Origin of the sequence: Bartonella sp. MR110HLJHH, assembly GCF_042194225.1 — a bacterium.
Taxonomy (GTDB): Bacteria; Pseudomonadota; Alphaproteobacteria; order Rhizobiales; family Rhizobiaceae; genus Bartonella; species Bartonella grahamii.
On the sequence record NZ_JBHIMQ010000016.1, the window covers coordinates 1 to 16,950 of the forward strand.

At 35.7% G+C, this 16,950-nt stretch carries 13 protein-coding genes, 1 tRNA gene and 2 pseudogenes; 6 read left to right on the forward strand and 10 right to left on the reverse strand.

The window, feature by feature from the left end; translation table 11 throughout:
* The 5 genes and pseudogenes from ACFIKB_RS08200 to ACFIKB_RS08220 form a co-directional block, all read right to left on the reverse strand.
* Positions 1–335: pseudogene (locus ACFIKB_RS08200) on the reverse strand (baseplate assembly protein); the annotation flags it as partial.
* A complete protein-coding gene (locus ACFIKB_RS08205; RefSeq protein ID WP_375653248.1) occupies positions 322–708 on the reverse strand; it encodes a GPW/gp25 family protein in 387 nt (128 codons plus the stop codon). The gene ACFIKB_RS08205 and the pseudogene ACFIKB_RS08200, both read right to left, overlap by 14 nt.
* A 3-nt stretch (positions 709–711) precedes the next feature.
* Positions 712–912 carry a hypothetical protein gene (locus tag ACFIKB_RS08210; RefSeq protein WP_375653251.1) on the reverse strand — a complete coding sequence of 67 codons (201 nt, stop codon included), beginning with the start codon at positions 910–912 and terminating at the stop codon, positions 712–714.
* Between the two features lie 11 nt (positions 913–923).
* Positions 924–1,145: a hypothetical protein gene (locus ACFIKB_RS08215; RefSeq protein ID WP_375653252.1), complete on the reverse strand. Its 222-nt coding sequence runs from the start codon at positions 1,143–1,145 to the stop codon at positions 924–926.
* 98 nt (positions 1,146–1,243) lie between these two features.
* Positions 1,244–1,834, reverse strand: a complete 591-nt coding sequence (locus tag ACFIKB_RS08220) for a hypothetical protein (RefSeq protein ID WP_375636603.1) — start codon at positions 1,832–1,834, stop codon at positions 1,244–1,246.
* 772 nt (positions 1,835–2,606) lie between these two features.
* Here ACFIKB_RS08220 and ACFIKB_RS08225 point away from each other — a divergent pair.
* The 4 genes and pseudogenes from ACFIKB_RS08225 to ACFIKB_RS08240 all read left to right on the forward strand — a co-directional run.
* Entirely contained in the window at positions 2,607–3,002 is a 396-nt protein-coding gene (locus ACFIKB_RS08225) for a hypothetical protein (RefSeq protein WP_375636604.1), read from the forward strand.
* Positions 2,959–3,672 (forward strand): ThiF family adenylyltransferase, encoded by a 714-nt coding sequence (locus ACFIKB_RS08230; RefSeq protein WP_375636606.1) that lies wholly within the window; start codon positions 2,959–2,961, stop codon positions 3,670–3,672. The genes ACFIKB_RS08225 and ACFIKB_RS08230 overlap by 44 nt, the downstream gene beginning before the upstream one ends.
* On the forward strand, positions 3,669–4,889 hold the full coding sequence (locus ACFIKB_RS08235; protein WP_375636607.1) for an MFS transporter: 1,221 nt from the start codon (positions 3,669–3,671) through the stop codon (positions 4,887–4,889). The genes ACFIKB_RS08230 and ACFIKB_RS08235 overlap by 4 nt, the downstream gene beginning before the upstream one ends.
* A gap of 1,255 nt (positions 4,890–6,144) precedes the next feature.
* Positions 6,145–6,284: pseudogene (locus ACFIKB_RS08240) on the forward strand (integrase); the annotation flags it as partial.
* A gap of 84 nt (positions 6,285–6,368) precedes the next feature.
* On the opposite strand, the gene ACFIKB_RS08245 reads toward ACFIKB_RS08240, so the two are convergent.
* Positions 6,369–6,459, reverse strand: a tRNA-Ser gene (locus ACFIKB_RS08245).
* 313 nt (positions 6,460–6,772) lie between these two features.
* Here ACFIKB_RS08245 and ACFIKB_RS08250 point away from each other — a divergent pair.
* Complete coding sequence (locus ACFIKB_RS08250) at positions 6,773–7,972, forward strand: porin (RefSeq protein WP_375636609.1); 1,200 nt, start codon at positions 6,773–6,775, stop codon at positions 7,970–7,972.
* Between the two features lie 1,244 nt (positions 7,973–9,216).
* On the opposite strand, the gene ACFIKB_RS08255 is transcribed toward ACFIKB_RS08250, so the two are convergent.
* The 4 genes from ACFIKB_RS08255 to ACFIKB_RS08270 all read right to left on the reverse strand — a co-directional run bounded on the left by ACFIKB_RS08255 (position 9,217) and on the right by ACFIKB_RS08270 (position 15,242).
* Complete coding sequence (locus tag ACFIKB_RS08255) at positions 9,217–10,023, reverse strand: N-acetylmuramoyl-L-alanine amidase (protein WP_375636611.1); 807 nt, start codon at positions 10,021–10,023, stop codon at positions 9,217–9,219.
* A gap of 858 nt (positions 10,024–10,881) precedes the next feature.
* Positions 10,882–13,056: an isocitrate/isopropylmalate family dehydrogenase gene (locus ACFIKB_RS08260; protein ID WP_375653254.1), complete on the reverse strand. Its 2,175-nt coding sequence runs from the start codon at positions 13,054–13,056 to the stop codon at positions 10,882–10,884.
* Positions 13,053–13,784: an alpha/beta fold hydrolase gene (locus ACFIKB_RS08265; protein ID WP_375653257.1), complete on the reverse strand. Its 732-nt coding sequence runs from the start codon at positions 13,782–13,784 to the stop codon at positions 13,053–13,055. Before ACFIKB_RS08265 ends, ACFIKB_RS08260 begins: the two co-directional genes overlap by 4 nt.
* 261 nt (positions 13,785–14,045) lie before the next feature.
* Complete coding sequence (locus ACFIKB_RS08270; protein ID WP_375636617.1) at positions 14,046–15,242, reverse strand: multidrug effflux MFS transporter; 1,197 nt, start codon at positions 15,240–15,242, stop codon at positions 14,046–14,048.
* A gap of 632 nt (positions 15,243–15,874) precedes the next feature.
* Between ACFIKB_RS08270 and ACFIKB_RS08275 the strand changes: the two genes are divergently transcribed.
* Positions 15,875–16,591 carry a phage tail assembly protein gene (locus tag ACFIKB_RS08275; RefSeq protein ID WP_375653259.1) on the forward strand — a complete coding sequence of 239 codons (717 nt, stop codon included), beginning with the start codon at positions 15,875–15,877 and terminating at the stop codon, positions 16,589–16,591.
* Positions 16,592–16,950 lie beyond the last annotated feature (359 nt).

A 16,950-nucleotide genomic window follows, 5' to 3' on the forward strand; every position in this document is an offset into this window, starting at 1 on the left:
AGGCGCGTGACCCCATGAAAATCCCCCAAATGATCTAAACTTGTTCCACGCGCAAATGTGAGTAAATTATCCCGCGCTACTTCATTAATTCGCTGGCGCAACAGCAACTCTTCATAAGCCGCCGTTTGCAATTGAATGACAACCGGATCATAAGCCGTCTTTTCCACATTATAAGGGATATGATGCGCCGCAAAAAGCTCAGTCAAACGCGTGATCTTTTGCTCTAAAATTGCTTCAACAGAAAGCTCTTCAATAATTTGTGGCAAAGGAAGTTGTGGAGGGGGAATTTGTGGCCAAGGAAATTGTAGAATGGATAAAGGTTCAAACTCTGTCATCACCAACCTCTAAATTGATGCTCATTGGCTCTTGGTGTGACCAATCTCCCAAATGCCCATCGGGATAAAAAACACCCGTTAAAACAAAATGGAATGTACCTTCACGCGTTGCTTTTGTCAGATCAATCCTCTGCAACGAAAACCCAGGCTCTCCACACTCTGGATCATCGAGTGCTTCAACAATTGCTTGATAAAGCTGCATCATCGTCGCAGGATCAGCATTGGCATCTTGGAATGCTCCAACATCACATCCATAATGACGACGCAAAACCCGTGTCCCAATTCTTGTCGTCAGACATTTACGAAGTGACTGTTGGCAATGTGCCCAACCATATAAGAGAGAGCCATCCTTTTCGCTTATCCCACACCGCATGCTTTAAGCACCCTTCGTTGTCTTCGTGGTAGAAACAGTTGGGGGCGCAGAAACAACAGGGGCTGGTTTTTCAGCGATCTGACCAAGCAACAACGGATATTTAGCCGCTTCCTCACTTAAACAAATTTCTTCACCTTTGCCCAGTGAACGTTGACCAGCAACAAAATCGGCATTGGTTAAAATAACATAAGTGTTCTCACGCATGATAAACTCCTTTAAAGGGGGTAAGAGGTTGTGGAGGGACCCATTTTGACCCCACCGTGTTTGTGGCTTGCGCCAACAGATTTTTGATTGTGCTGCAAATCTTCTGCTTGAATGTGCACACTACCCGTTAATTCAACACGGGTTGATTGATGAGAAAGCACCAAACCTTTTTCACTCAAATGGATTTGGTTTTCCCCATGGGAGAGAATGAGTTCATCCTTCGTGATACGCAAAGTACCATAAGAGCCGTCACTTTTCTTTCCTCCTTTGTGCTGTAAGAGCTTTATCTCGTTGCTAAAGCGTGTCTTCTAAATGAATAACTTTTCGTTTCTTATCGAAATATTTTCCTCAGACTTTGAAGCCTGTTATTTAAATTATCAACTTCGTGATCGATCCTTTTAATCTCTTGATTTAATTTATCAATATGTTCATGATGTTTAGAAATCACTTCTAAATAATATAATGATTGAGACTGATCCTTAAGCTTATTTGCTTCATTTAATTCTCGAAAAGCCTCTGTTCTTTTCTCAACATGCTCAAATAAAGTAAAAACCTTCTCGAGCCGTTCAAAAATTGCAGCATTCCGCTTTTGCGTTATTTCATATTTATAAGTCAGTTGCTTGTTATTTGGCATATTTTTCAGCAATGCAAAATAGAGTGCCTGCTGTTCAAAAGCTATTCTCTTCAAGTCCTCTACCGCCACCCCCAATATTTGCATTGTATCGTTCCATCCTCTCTCCGCATTGTCTTTTTCAAACTTTGCTGAATCCAACTTCTGAACCGCATCATCACGTTCCTTAACAACTTGGGAACAAAATAATTTATCTATACCCGTATAGCCATGCGAGGTAGATAAAAGATATATTAGCAAAAATATGATAAGCAATAAGCCTTCCCTCAACAGAACTTTTTTTGTAAACATTTTTTATTTGCTCGTATGCAATAAATTAAAATAAACAATTAAATTTGTATTGAAAAATTAATAATGAAATTTATTAAATCTATTTAGAATAATCTATGATAAAAATAAAAAGGGATAAATTGTACACAAATTAAATACTCAACAAACAAAATAAAGCTATAAAAACTAATTTATTCAATAAAATAGTCATAGATTTTTCTGTCTAGCTTTATATCTCTATAGGAGCAATTTAATCACTTTATAGGTGACTTTAAAATATTTTAATAGGATATTATAATTACTTCAAAAATAACATTTTGATTAATAAATATACTAACAATTATAAAATGATGCGTATACAAAACGGATAACCACAATCAATGTAGTGATCAACTACTTTATAATATAGATTTGTTTGTTTTATCCGTAGCAGCAATAAAAAAGTTTGTGTTTTTACATAAATTCAAATTTATTCATTTTTTATATTATATTTTATGCTATTACTTTTAAGTTAATAAAGATCATAGAGTTTTAAACTGATGAGATGCGTTCTTTTCTCAATGTACGCTCATTAATATTTGATGTAGGAATATTTACTTTACATCATAAAAATGCATTTACAATAATAATATTTTATATAGGATCCTCCTCCCATGTAATGTGGTGAATAATGAAAACATCAATAACGAGGAGGAAATCATAGATCATACAGAATGTAAGTAATAACTAAAGAAATTTACCTGAAATTATTTTTCAGGGAAAAGTTGGTTTGCTCTACAAGTGGGGAGGATAAATGAAACAACAATATATTTTAGGAAAATACACACATATTGTTGTTCGTGAAGAGGATGCTATTTTTGGTGCAGGTTCAAAGCAGTTTATTATCAATGATAAAAATTTTTGGGAGAACTTAGTGCTTATTGCGGCACAATGGATCAAAAAAAAGACAGTAGATGAAGTTTACAATTCACTATCATTAATCATGTTAAAAGAAAATTTTGACCGTGCGTTTGATTTTCTTGTTTCTAACCATTTTCTTGTCAAAGCTGAAACATCAGACAATATCCTCAATAATCGGTATTCCAGAAGTCATCTCCATTATCAAATGTTATGGTATGCATCCAACCTCTGTTCAGCATACTCTTTTGCAAAAAAGTGTCGTCATTTTAGGGGGTGGTGGGATTGGTAATCATGTATCAGCAATGCTTGCATCCTCTGGCGTTAGAAAATTGACTCTTGTTGACAATGATGTGATCGAGATGACCAACCTTACCAGACAAATTCTTTTTACTGAAGAAGATATCGGTCTTCCGAAAACAACAGTTCTTAAACGTGAGCTGATGCGGAGAAACAGCCAAATTGAAGTTCATGAATTACAAATGTTGATTACTGAAAAAGAGGATATCAACAAATTACCCAAAGCTGATTTATGGATCATTTCTGCTGATTCACCTGTTCAGCTAGGCCTATGGATCAATGAATGGTGTGTGAAAAATAAACAAGCCTATATAAATTCCGGTTATGTTAATGATATAGCTGTCTTTGGTCCATTTTACATACTTAAGAAAACTGGTTGTTACGCATGTAGCTCGTCTATAGGCAATCTTCCGGCAAAAAGTGATCATCTTATTTATGAAGCTTGTATTATGGTTAATAATAACTTCAAAGTTGCTACATTTCCCCCTGTTAATGCACTTTCAGCTGCCATGTGTGCTAATGATGCTCTTAAATTTTTGGGTGGTTATGGAAGCCTTCTTTCCACGGATCGCCGTGTGGGGATATGGAGCAGCCAACTTTTCACAGAAGAGCGTTCTCTAAAGAAAAATCCTCACTGTAAGGTTTGTGGAACAACACAATGAACAGACCTCGCACCCTTGCTCTCAACTATGGATCCTATAATGCTGTCCGCATGCTGATCGGCGTTTACCATGCTATTTTTTTAATGTCCATGGGAGTTAGTCTGGCGCAATTAGCTCTGCTTCAGGTTGTCTTTTCCACCACCATCCTGCTGCTTGATTTTCCCTGCGCTGTTTTATCTGACAGATATCGACGTAAATATTCCGTTATGGCTGGGGTCTTTATGACAGGAATATTTTATCTTCTATGCCTTCAAGCTCCCAATATGACGGCACTTATTATTGCGCAAATTCTCTATGCAGCGAGCATTTGCATCATTGTCAGCGCCATTGACGGATGGATTTACCATTCTCTAGGCGATAAACAGGATCACTTTTCGCATTATGCTCATCTCTACCACCAAGTTAACTCTTTCGGAAGTATTCTCAGTGGGATTATAGGAATTGGAACGATCTATTACTCTGGACAATATTTTATGGGATATATCATCTCATGCCTCATGATGGGATTTATTTTTTTGATATTCCTTATTGTTCCTGAAGAAAAGAAAACGACAATTGAAACATCCAAAACAAAAACAATCTTGCACAATGCCAAGGAAACGCTTTGGATCTTTCAAAATACAGTAGGAGGCGCATGGTTTATTTTCCTCATGTGCCTTTTTAGCGCTGGTATTCAAATTATTTATCATTTCTGGCAACCGATAATACTTTCAGGGGGGAAAATTAATCACCTCAACGGTTCGCAAATGCTCGTCTTGATGTGCTGCCATATTGGAGCCTTTTCAGCACAATATTTTTCAAATTTACTGATGTCTAAGTATCATGTTCTTGATAAAAAATATAAGAATTCTATAAAATATTTTTCCTTCTTTTCTGCGCTGATGTGCATAGCGCTCTATTTTTCAGTTCATAGCCATCAAACTGCTGCATCAGTCATCGCCTTCTCTTTAATCCATGGATTTATTTGCACTGTACCGATAGGGGCCAAAAGCTTATTTTTCTCAGAACTTAACCAAAAACAAACGCAGCATATTTCCGGTATTGTTGGTGCTGTATCTTTTAGCGGAAGAATATTTTCAATTACAGTATTAAGTATTATTTCTTTTCTTCCTGCAAAAGTTTCTCCATCTTACTACCTAATATTACCGACCATTACTTTTTTCATGTGTGGTTTGGTTGTCATGAGATGGATGAAACACTCTCACAAGTCTCTATGAGAGGAAAATTTTTAAAATTATCACCCACAATGTTTTCTTCTAAAAGAGATCTATACGTTTTTGAGAGCATTGCCACATCCAACTTTCAACATACAATGAAATTATAAAGCAATATGTTGATTTATAATCATAATATAGCAAACTCGAATATTGTAAGATCCTTTCTTTTAAAATCTGTTTTTATGGTTGAAACAATCAAAATCATTGCTTGCACATCATACGTGGAGAAAGCCGTATAAATAAAAACAATTTAGAAAAGAAAAATGCCTCTGATGAACTCCCATAATCAAAGTCTATCACAACATGGAAGCAGGTGTATAATATGCCTCGTGGCATCTTCATAAGTATACAAATGGTGTGGCTCTATAAGACTTTATATGCCTCACAGAAACTTTTGCATTTTATACCATTTAAGAGGTGCCGTCGCAAAATAGGCTTATACACATTAAGAGATATCTCTTTAACACAAGTGCATAAATTGGCAACACAAGTATATTTGTGTTTAGAATATTCTTTTTATATGAGAGGCATAATCCCAACGGGATAAACAAAAGCGTAAGACACATAATCTTCATTATTTAAAAGACACGACCATAGAGATTTATGAAAATTATAAAACTGAATTAATAAGATGATGATAGAAATAGGAGATAACTTCCACCTTTTCCGCTTTTATATTTTTTCAAAATTAAAAAGATTCTTCCGTTTTTAGAAATGACTCGTTAGCAAATATATACAATATTTTCTCCCCTATTTGATATATAAAAGCTGACATAACGGATAAAGCAAAAGCTTAGCAAAACAACGTCATAAGATAATAAATGTGCCACCAAACAATTGGAACGATATAGAGAAGTCAAAAACACTTTTTGGAACAAAATCCGTAACATATCTAGCTTTACGGCCGCTTATTCTTACAAATGTTCGTGCTGCTCCCTATGTCCATAAAAATAAATAAGCAATCCTTAGCTAAAAAATATGCAACGTCAATGTGATGCTACAACAGAGATTCGCTTTCCTTTATCAACAAAAGCATGAGAACTTTTGAAACAAACCCATCTTTCTCGGGATATTTTTTTCCACAACTGATCATATTTCCTTTAATATAAATTGGCATAGCGATTTACGTAAAACATATTGCGCTTAAAACATCCCCCATTGGTTTTGCTTTAGTTTACGCCATTAGAAAAAAAGTTTTTGTAACTTGTTTCATGAAACATAAAATAAAAAATAAACACAGGAATTAAGAAAATGAGCAACCACACGCGCTACTAACGCAGGTATTACAATTTCGCAAATAAATTTAGATGGAAGAAAGATAAAATAGCACCACTCTATACCAAAACAGCCGATAGAAAACGTCTAGCAAGAAAAGCAATTAAAAAGCTTCACAAAATTGGGATTAGTAGAAAAGCAAATGGGCACAAATTACTGAAAATAAAATTCCCACACACAATCGACTACTTTTATAATAATAGATGGCGGAGAGGAAGAGATTCGAACTCTCGAGAGCCTTTTGAGCCCTACTCCCTTAGCAGGGGAGCGCCTTCGACCACTCGGCCACCTCTCCGACAGAGAGGCATAAATGGTATCAACAGAAAGTTCAAGACATTTTCGACTTTTTTCCCAAATATCTGAAATTTTTCTCCTACTGAGCCCATAGGGATAAAAAGTTAACAAAACAAAAATTGTGTCTTTTTTACCACATTATCTCGAATAGTACATGTATACATTACAAAAAGGTAATTTCATATTTGAAACTCTAAAAAGATTAGTATAGCTAAGGTAACAAGTGCCGCGTATTTTATTTATGTCTTTGTCCTTAATGCGTTAGGTGAATGATACTCTTTAGAAGAAGATTAAACGGACCTCGGAGATCTTATATGAATATTAAATCCCTCTTTTTAAGCTCTACAGCAGCTTTTTTAGCAATTTCTGGAGTACATGCTGCTTCAACAGTTATCGCCGAACCCGAACCTGTAGAATATATTCGCGTTTGTGATGCCTACGGAAAAGGATATTTTTATATCCCTGGAACAGATACCTGCATACGTTTATCAGGAAATGTTCGTGCTGATTTTATAGGCGGTGATAATATCGATGCAACAAGCGAAACTGAACTTAGAGACAAAAGAAAAACCTATGGCGCATCATCACGGCTCACCCTTGTTTTTCAAGCAGCTTCTGAAACAGAAATGGGAACACTCCGTTCATATGCAAGAATTTTCTCAAGCTGGGGTGATGGTAGAGACAGCGCTGGTGCAAGGCTTTCAGCCGCTTACATTGAACTGGGTGGTTTTCGCGTAGGTCTTGATGACACAATTTTCAACAGCTGGACTGGTGATTATGGAAATGTTCTCAATGATGATAGCATAGCACCTGCCGGCACAACACGCACCAATTTTATTTCCTACACCTTTAATGGTGACTCCGGCTTTTCTGCTATTATCGGAGCTGAATTAGGCAATAATTCAGATTCTCTTCCTGGAACAACAGGATACTATATTGATAAAGATGATAAGCTTGTTTCTATCACGAAGGATACTCCTCTTCCAAGTAAAGCAATTAAAAATTACACCCCGAATGTGGTTTTGGGTATAAAGTTTATGCAAAAATGGGGTGGTTTTTCAGCGGTTGCAGCATATGATACTTACTACAAAAAGTGGGCTGGAAAAGTACGTGCAGATTTCAATATCAATGATCGTTTCAATCTATGGGTAATGGCTGGTTATAAAAATGGCCTTGATTACTACACAGTAAATGAAAATGATGAGTTATCACGAAAAAGCACAACGATTTATGCAAACTGGGGCGGTAAATGGGCTGCTTGGGCAGGTGCCACTTACAAACTCACTCCAAAGGCAAATTTAAATGCACAGGTTTCTTATAGTGCTGTAAAAACTTTTGCAACTTCTGTAAATATTGCATATACGCTGGTTCCAGGATTTGTAATTACACCTGAATTAACCTATGTTAATTGGAATGATGATCGCATTGTGACGGATAAAAATAATGATGAAAAACATTTATTCAATAAAAAAAGTGCTTTTCAAGGTATGATCCGTTTACAGCGTTCATTCTAATCCTATTTAAGCTAAAGATTTTAAAAACTGGCAACATAAGTTGCCAGTTTTTATTTTTGCAATCAAACATCATGAGCATCTTTCTTGATACTTATTTTCTTGTCTTTTTGACAAAAATTACTGACTTTCACAAAAATATTCTCAGAAAATTAACCTAATGTGCTTGATAAGAACACTGCGTAGGCGGTGCTTACACATCAATTCAAACAATCTCTTGCGTGCCCTTTAAAGGTGAACAAATACCTTTGCTTTATTACCAAATTGGTCTTTCTTGGTAATTTACTTTTCACCTTTGTTAATTCAGCTCATGATCTTCTCAGATAAATTCTACACTGAACAGATAAAATATTGAAAAAACAAGACATCATTGTGTTTTTTATATGCATGAATGTGTCTTCTATTAACATCCTAAAACACAACATTTTACAACACTGCCTCGCATTAAAAAACTTAATCATCAAGAAACATGTTGTCAAAACGATGAAAATATCCTCCAAAGCAATAAAAGAGAAAATAGATATGTCTTCAAAAAATGAATTGACCTCTTCCCCTTCTAAAGAATAGAGACTCCTATCAGTAGCAATCTGTAAACGACCCACCTTTTTTTGAATCTGCATCACATTGATTTATAATGATAATCTATTATTTTGCATGTTGAATTAACCAAAACCTTTCACTTGTACATGACAAATGGAGAGAGCCATGTGAAAAAAACAAGTAAAGAAAATCCTTTTATGCATCGTTTTAAGTTCCAAGGGCTGTAGTAACATTGAGATCTGGCAAAGTATATAATGGTGCTAGGCACTTTTATTAAGCATAAAAATGAGAATACACTTCATAGAGGATTTTAGATTATATTCTTTATGAACGTCGCTGTAAAATATGTGTTGTGATACAGACTAAAAGACATTTCTTTAAAACAAGCATGTAAATATACAATACAAGACCATTTTGATTGAAGCGTTTTATCTTGCGTAAGGAACATGCCATCATATACGCAACATCTTGACTTTACTCGTTTTTAAAGGAAGAAAAATATAAGACAAAGAAACAGTAAAATTTAATCTCTGCAAATCACAGAGCTTTCTGTAGAGTTATGTTTCCATAAAACGCCTTATACCGTACATGGGATTTTTTACACGATTAATGCTCTTTTTTACATAAAGCCCATTGGCAAAAAGAAGCCTCTCTTGATAAGAAAAAGGCTTACACGTAATCATATTTTCAATTAAAAAGCATTGAATTCACGGAAAATACTTATCAACCAATGCATAAAGAATTGCTGCTGTTTCAACATCTAGAATCCCATCATAATTTTCTTGACGAAAATGAAGTTGAAATGCTCGGATCAAATCTTTGTATCCTGTTTGGGTACACGCAGCAGAAATGTCATATCCATAACATTTTAGCTTCGCCAAAACATCTTCTTTGGATGGAAAATTCTTAGAGAATTGCTCTTGATAATGACTTTTTAGTTCATCATCATACCATGCTCCTATACCTGCCCTATAAAGTTCTCTCCATGGAAAAGCTGCTCCTGGATCACTTTTCCTTCCAATGGCAATATCACTATGTCCCACAACATCAGTTGGCATAATATCGGGATACCGTTGAAGAATATTCAATGCAAGCTCCTTAACGGCATCAATTTGTATTGGATTATAAGGAGGAAATATACTCCCCTCATCATGATAAGCCATAAAATCAACTGTCTCTTCTGGAGACTCAGAATGACCAGTCGCTAAATTAACGATTTCAATCCCGATAGATGCATCATTGAGATGACTATGCCCAGTCCATGAACTCACACCCGCATGCCAAGCACGCTCATTTTCATCGACCAGATTAAAAATACGCATGTCCGTAAAGCCTGCCTCACGATATGTCTGCTCTGAAGGATCAGGAACAAGATAGTGTGCACTAACCTTTTCTCCTGTAAGCGCCATAACCGAGGATTTAAAATCAAGAGCCGTATAATGCATGACGAGAAAACGAACGCGACGATTAAAACTCTTGACAGAACGATAACTGTTGTAATCAATCTGATACATAAAAGCCCTTTCTTTTTTGCTTAAAAAGACCACTGCGCACCACAACAAATAGGACACAAATTGTTAAAAAATTTGCAACGAACTTCCTATCTAGATATTAAGAATTACGCCTAAAATTTGTTCATCAAAAACATTGACACTCTTATCAACAATTAAGACACATTTTTATTTTTCCCACACACACGCGTAAAATGTTTTTAACCACATTCACCAACACACCGCATTAAATATTTTCCTCAAACAAATTCCTAAAAATTACCAATCAAAAGAAAAACAAAAGCATAAAATGATCACTCCTTAAATTTTCACGTCTTACAGAAAAAATAGTTTTTCCTGTTATCAAATTGAAAAATATCGCCCCTCGGAAGCGAACTCCCAACTATCGCGCAATCACACAAAACTTATAGGAAAAATTTTATGAGCTCTTTACAACAATTTATTATCAGATAACTGAATGGCACATATTCCAATAAACTGGACGTATTTTTCAATAAAATTTGCAAAGCTTTCCTGTAAATGACACGACTTCTTGTCTTTTCACAACATCACTTTTTGATTTACAAAGAATCTTAATTATTTACAACGCTTGAGGCACACGAAGCCCCTGGATTCCTTGTCATAGGCTCTATTAAAGATAACATATTGATTTATAATAATAATTAATCATTTATAAATATTGAATGCAGCGAGCCTAATATAGTAAAGTTTTTCTTAATCTTGAATCAATCAAAGTCATTTAATTACACATCAAAAGAAAAATTAATCTATAGATAAAAACCACCTAAGAAAAGGATAAAAATACTTCTTATAATAGAACGTTCAATAATTTGAGCAATATTTTTACGTCCCCATAGAGGTTCATTTGCTTTTCTCAGTTTGCAAATATCTTTTTAAAACCAACCAAGCTGCATATTCTTGTAAGACGACACCTAAAAGTGGTCGCGTATAGGGAAAAGTTACACGATCATCGTCATAACCTTTCATCCGTATAGTCATCGTGGCATGTCCAAGGCTTTCTTCTTGATTTTCTAATGTCTCGATAGAAGGTGATAGGCTCACTTCAACCTCAAGATTTGGAATATTTTTTGTACTTTTTTCTATGGGTTGAAAATATTTTAAAAGCTGCGGATCATTGGAAGACCAATGAACCTCTGCATGCATCGCTAATTGTTTACAAGTAGTAGTCACTTCTGCACCAACCAAATAGGGGTGAAAATGATTTTCAAATTCTTCCACGAAATGTTGTTCCAAGGGCGCTTCTGATTGACCAATCAGCTGCACAAGAACATAGGGACTTTTCCATAAAAAATGCCGTTCAAATGGCTCATTTTCAAGATGACAATCAACCCACTGCGCAATGGTACTTTCATCAATTCCAATCAAAGTCCATGCATACCTCGCACGCGATACAGAAGAATATTTCTTCTCATTGTGTTCTAAATAATTCTCTAAAAGCGCAAGAGCCTGTGATGGTGGACCAGGCAAAACAACAAGCGTACTTCCATCGCAAGAGAGATAAAACCCTGGTGCTGTACCCGTAGGATTATCAAGCACGGTTGCTGTCTCAGGAAACAATGCTTGACGCGCATTACTCTTATCCGCCGTAATCCCTAATCGTTGTAATTGACCTTTTATTGTTTGCCAAACATCTTCATGATGTACCAAAGGCTGCTGCACGGCTTTTGCAACCGCATCACGTGTTATGTCATCTGATGTTGGTCCCAATCCCCCACTGATAATGATAAGATCTTCTTGTCCAAGACAAGAAACAACAGTTTCACTGATTTGCTGTAATTGATCAGCACAAACAAAATGACGTGTGACTTGAATATTTCTCTTGTTTAAGCTTTGGCTTAGATCTTGTAAATTCGTATTCAAATATTGTCCTGAAAGGAGTTCATCACCAATAGTAATAATTGCCGCATGACAAATAGAGACAGGTTTCATGAGAGAATTGCGAACAGCTTCAGCCATTTGACGGGTAGAGGCTACACCTCCTAGATCGTAAGATACAGTTTTTCCAGCACGAATAACCTGATCAACACTCTCAGACAGTTGTTTTGCTGCATCTTTAAAGCCTAAATGTTCTAAGAGTAAAGCCGTGGTATAAAGCATCGCAGAAGGATTTGCTTTATTTTGTCCAGCAATACGTAGTGCGCTTCCATGAACAGGTTCAAAATAAGCAATCTCGCTCCCCACATTTGCACTAGGTGCAAGCCCCAATCCTCCCATTACTCCAGAGCCAAGATCAGAGAGAATATTGCCAAACATATTTTCAGCAACAATCACGCCAAACTGCTCTGGCTTCGTTACAATCCACAAAGCAACTGCATCAACATTATGAATATCTGCTTCAATTTCCGGATAGTTTTGCGCAATTTTCTCAAAAATTTCTCGCGAAAATTGTCCACTTTCTCGCATAACATTGGGCTTATCAGCAAAAGTAACTCGCCTCACGCCATATTTTCTTGCATAAGAAAAAGCGTATTCAAATAACCGCTCTAAACCAAAGCGTGTCTGCAAACGGACTGTCCACGCAGCTTCCTCAAGCCCATATTTTGTCAAATTGGGATGTCTTAACCAAGCGGCTGCTTCAGGAGTGATACCCCGAAAATCCAATCCAGCATAAAGACCTTCACTATTTTCTCTGATAACATAAAAATGAAAAGGTTTTTTCGGACCAAAGATGTATCTTATAGGGCGTATATTTGCAAACAACCCTAATTTTTGGCGAAGCTGAAGTACAGGAGAAACATAGGCAAGGTTTTGCTCTTTTAAATGCGGTTCAAGTTCTTTTAAAGCCGCTTCTTTTCCTTTACTGGTCACAGCTCCAAGTAAAATCGCATCACTCTGAGTAATTTTTTGCCAAGTTGCTTGAGGGACAGGATCTCCTTCCTGTTTCCAACATTCAAAACCAATATCACCATAAGTAAACTCTATTGGCAATTGAAATTGCTCTAAGACCATCAGCGCAGCATCACAAACCTCTGGTCCTATCCCATCACCAGGTAATACAAGAACTTTCTTTTTCATAATCCCTCCATCCATTCATCAATGACTGTATCCGTCATAACAGGATTATCCTCCCACAAACGCGTACCAGCACCAGAGATGATCTTATATTCATGATTGAAACAAGGACTTTTCGTCTGATTATCTACCGTTGCAAGTTGTGACTTTTCTCCCACTAAAGCTAAAAACTTCCCCTTATACTTAACTATTTCATCTCTAGCATCCATCGCCAATAAGAGTTTAAAGCCTCTTGTCATGCGTTCAATTGCCACGCTTTTTTGTTGATCAGGAGCCTCCAATAAAACTCTTTTTTTCATAATGCCAGAAGGATGCATAAAACCATTGAGTATTTCCAAAGCTCCTGATAAATCATTATTTTCTAAGTAAACAAGAATATCTCCAAGGCGCCGTTGCAAAACCTTATCAGGATAGCCAGGTGCATTCACAGCAAGCACAGCTTGAACATTGGGAAGCCGTGCTGCCAATATTTGTGCCAACATTCCAGCCATAGAAAATCCCACAAGCACTGCGGGCTCTTTAAAATAGCTTTTAAGTTTTTCTTCTATAAAAGATAAAATATCTACAGCAGAATGATTGAGAACATGAGAATTCTTAGGAAAAAGAGAAAGCGTATCCAGCAGAGTGACAGGGAATCCTTTTGATAAGCATAGCTTTGTCAATGGAGAACAAAAAACACCACCATCCCAAATTGGCATTACAGGAGAAAGAATAATAATAGGAAGGCTCATTAATCAATTCCTCCCCTTATTTTAAAACATGCATTAGAGCCAAAACTTTTCCCACCCAATATAATGAAAATATGTTGAAACTCTAGGCTCATACTCCCCCCCATCATAATCGATTTGTTAAACTCAAACTAAGCTTGTAACAAATTTTAAACCCATTCAATCCAATAACTTAATAAAAAAAATTCATCTAATGTACAGGTGCCCCATTTGTGTAAAACATCAAAAGCATTTCCGCATAATGCTTTCTTTTTATCATTTCACTCAGCTCATTTCTGAGGTCATAAAATGACGCGCTTTTTGAATATAAATGATAAAACCAATCATACAACACACAGCTAACAAAGTGGCCATAGCCCGTGGGCTATGACCAGAGATTTTTCCGATAACCGCTGCACTTAGCGCCGCACTTCCTAATTGCAAAGATCCCATAACACCAGAAGCCGCTCCCGCAGCTTTCGGATGCGATGAAATAGCCAACGCTGTTCCTAACGGCAATAAAAAACCATTACCAAAAGTCAGAACAGCAATAGCCAAAAAACTTGTCACAAGGGGCCATGGGCTTAGATACATTTGCACAGCAAAGAGCACGCCTCCTATAACAAAAATAATGTATCCTCGACAGACAGTCTTTTCCATAGACTCGCGTTCAAAAAACCATCGCGCCAAAAGATTTCCCAAAATATAGGGCAATGAGACACCAATGTAGCTATAACTAATGTGTATTGGTGATAGACCCAAAGTCGTGAGTAAAAAAGGCGATTCCACAATATAAGCAAAATAAGCTATGTAAGAAAAACACGGAATAAGTGCATAAAAAATAAATTGTTTATTTCTAAAAACGCCTAAATATGCCTTCATCAATCCTACAGGAGAAAAATGCTGCCGTTTTTGAGGGGGCAGAGTTTCCGTTAGCACAAAACAACACAGCAAAATGGTCAAAAATATAAAAAAGCTTAAAAAGATAAAAGTTGCCTGCCAATGAAAAGCTTGTATCAAAAGTCCACCAATGAAAGGTGCAAGTGCTGGTGACATTCCAATAAAAGGGAAAACAATCAAATAAAGTTTTCCGGCTGCTTTTTTATCTAACAAATCATTGATAATTGCACGACTTAAGACAAGTCCCGCACAAGCACCAAGACCTTGCAAAAAACGTAACACAAGAAAAGCGTGAATATGAACCGTATAAATCGCACCAAATGTTGTAAATAACCACAAGAATAAGCCCAATAGAAGTGTTTTTTTACGCCCAAAATTATCACTCAGCGGCCCATAAATGAGCTGTCCAAGTGCCAATGCCAACAAAAAAACTGCCACTGCACTCTGAATTTGAGATTGTGTCACTTGATAATATTGACGCATCTCTCCCAGTGCTGGTAAAAAAATGTCGGTAGAAATCAATCCCCCCGTCGATAAACATACAATAAGTATAATGAATGGTAATGTATATTTATGAATCATAAAGAAAATCACACTTTTAGTTAGAGATTAAATAGTATTTAATTAAATATAACAAATATAATTATATTTTATGCTTATACATACAAATAATAATTATTAAAAGTGTTATTATTTTACTTTGTAAAAATATTATTTTTCTTATAGACAGCGTTTTGTTTTACGGACTTCATGGGACAAAAAGTTATTCCCTAAATAAGCTTTCCTGTACACACATCTTGCTATAACACACATCAACCTTTTTCAGAAACATCATAGACAAAATGCACTGATATTACATACCTTCTCCGCGACAACAATGGTATTCTCATACAATATCGAGTGAAATGAATCTACAAAATTCAAGGAAGAAAAACGGTCTATTGACGGCTCTACTCCAAAATTACGACCGTACAAAGCCCACTTCTAACACAACAATAGCTTGAAAAGCCTATCAACATAAACCTTTATTGTAAAGAATTTAGGTCTAACAGCTCATAGAGTATAATGACACCCCTGCAAAAAAACAAATATACTTTGCTCATTGCATGAAACTTTTTACTTAAGATAAAAAATTAAAAAACTGTATAACATATTGATAAATATAATACTGTAATTTAATATATTTTTATTTAATTGACTCATAAGAGCTGTGAATGTGCATAATAGAAATAACACGCGTCCCATTACTGATACCCCTTACAGTTGAAGGAAAAACATATACAGAGATTAGTTTACGACGTGCAAAAGTTAAAGACTTAAGAGAAATAAGCAAAAAGGAAGGGATCAAGCAAACAATAGAAATGATTGCCTGTCTTTCGGGATGGTCTTATGATATGATCAACAAACTTGATGAGCATGACTTTTCAAATATCAAAGATATTTTGGACTCCTCAGTAAAAAAAGCGCTCGACAAAATAATCAGCATCAGTAACGATATTAAAATGACTTTGAAAAATCCATTCACAAGCTATGTCGAAAGTTTTATCCATAAAATAAAAACACTCATGGGAAAAATAATGAATGTCTGTATTTTCAGCAACACCATGTTGGAAAAATGCAAAAACAGTTTGTATAAAGATATATTTGAAACAAAGGATATAAAAAACATAAAAGAAGAAATCTTTAGCGACTATACACCAATAACAGTGCATAACCCTTCTAATACACCGATTCAAATGAACATTATAAATTACGGTACCTTCATACAAAATAGTCCATCAGAACATATGCATATTGCATCTCATCCCAAAACTGAAAACACAACAAAAAAGTCAATTTTGGATATAATCTTAAAATTGTCAGACATTGCCTCAAAAATTTTGAATCTGCCTTCTTGGTGTTGGGAGCTTTTACTTAAAAGATTGAAATAATTTTTCGAGCATCGTTTTGATATAGAGCAATAAGAGAAGGAAAAACAGCTTAGAACACTAATGTTTCTTCCTTCTCTTTTATCTCTCATAGCTTTTTGAATTGAATACTTTTGATATTTATTTTGAATAATTGAAGCATTCTTTTAATCATAAGTGCAATATAAAAAAACTAAAATTTTAGAAGACGCGCTGTTTTTACAAAAAAATGAAATAATAAAATAAAGACTCTAGAATTTTAAGTAATGATCACCGTCCTGTTTTCGATGTTTTCTGTCCTTTTTGGCGCATATCTATTCACTTTTGGAACATAATTGGCAAAAAGACATTGTATCTCCAGCATATTCAAGGAGATAAAACAT

Excerpts from the sequence above, each read along its gene's own strand:
- ACFIKB_RS08205 (WP_375653248.1), bottom strand. The coding sequence starts at position 708 with ATGCGGTGTGGGATAAGCGAAAAGGATGGCTCTCTCTTATATGGTTGG.
- ACFIKB_RS08210 (WP_375653251.1), bottom strand. The coding sequence starts at position 912 with ATGCGTGAGAACACTTATGTTATTTTAACCAATGCCGATTTTGTTGCT.
- ACFIKB_RS08220 (WP_375636603.1), bottom strand. The coding sequence starts at position 1,834 with ATGTTTACAAAAAAAGTTCTGTTGAGGGAAGGCTTATTGCTTATCATA.
- ACFIKB_RS08225 (WP_375636604.1), top strand. The coding sequence starts at position 2,607 with ATGAAACAACAATATATTTTAGGAAAATACACACATATTGTTGTTCGT.
- ACFIKB_RS08235 (WP_375636607.1), top strand. The coding sequence starts at position 3,669 with ATGAACAGACCTCGCACCCTTGCTCTCAACTATGGATCCTATAATGCT.
- ACFIKB_RS08250 (WP_375636609.1), top strand. The coding sequence starts at position 6,773 with ATGAATATTAAATCCCTCTTTTTAAGCTCTACAGCAGCTTTTTTAGCA.
- ACFIKB_RS08255 (WP_375636611.1), bottom strand. The coding sequence starts at position 10,023 with ATGTATCAGATTGATTACAACAGTTATCGTTCTGTCAAGAGTTTTAAT.
- ACFIKB_RS08260 (WP_375653254.1), bottom strand. The coding sequence starts at position 13,056 with ATGAAAAAGAAAGTTCTTGTATTACCTGGTGATGGGATAGGACCAGAG.
- ACFIKB_RS08265 (WP_375653257.1), bottom strand. The coding sequence starts at position 13,784 with ATGAGCCTTCCTATTATTATTCTTTCTCCTGTAATGCCAATTTGGGAT.
- ACFIKB_RS08270 (WP_375636617.1), bottom strand. The coding sequence starts at position 15,242 with ATGATTCATAAATATACATTACCATTCATTATACTTATTGTATGTTTA.
- ACFIKB_RS08275 (WP_375653259.1), top strand. The coding sequence starts at position 15,875 with ATGTGCATAATAGAAATAACACGCGTCCCATTACTGATACCCCTTACA.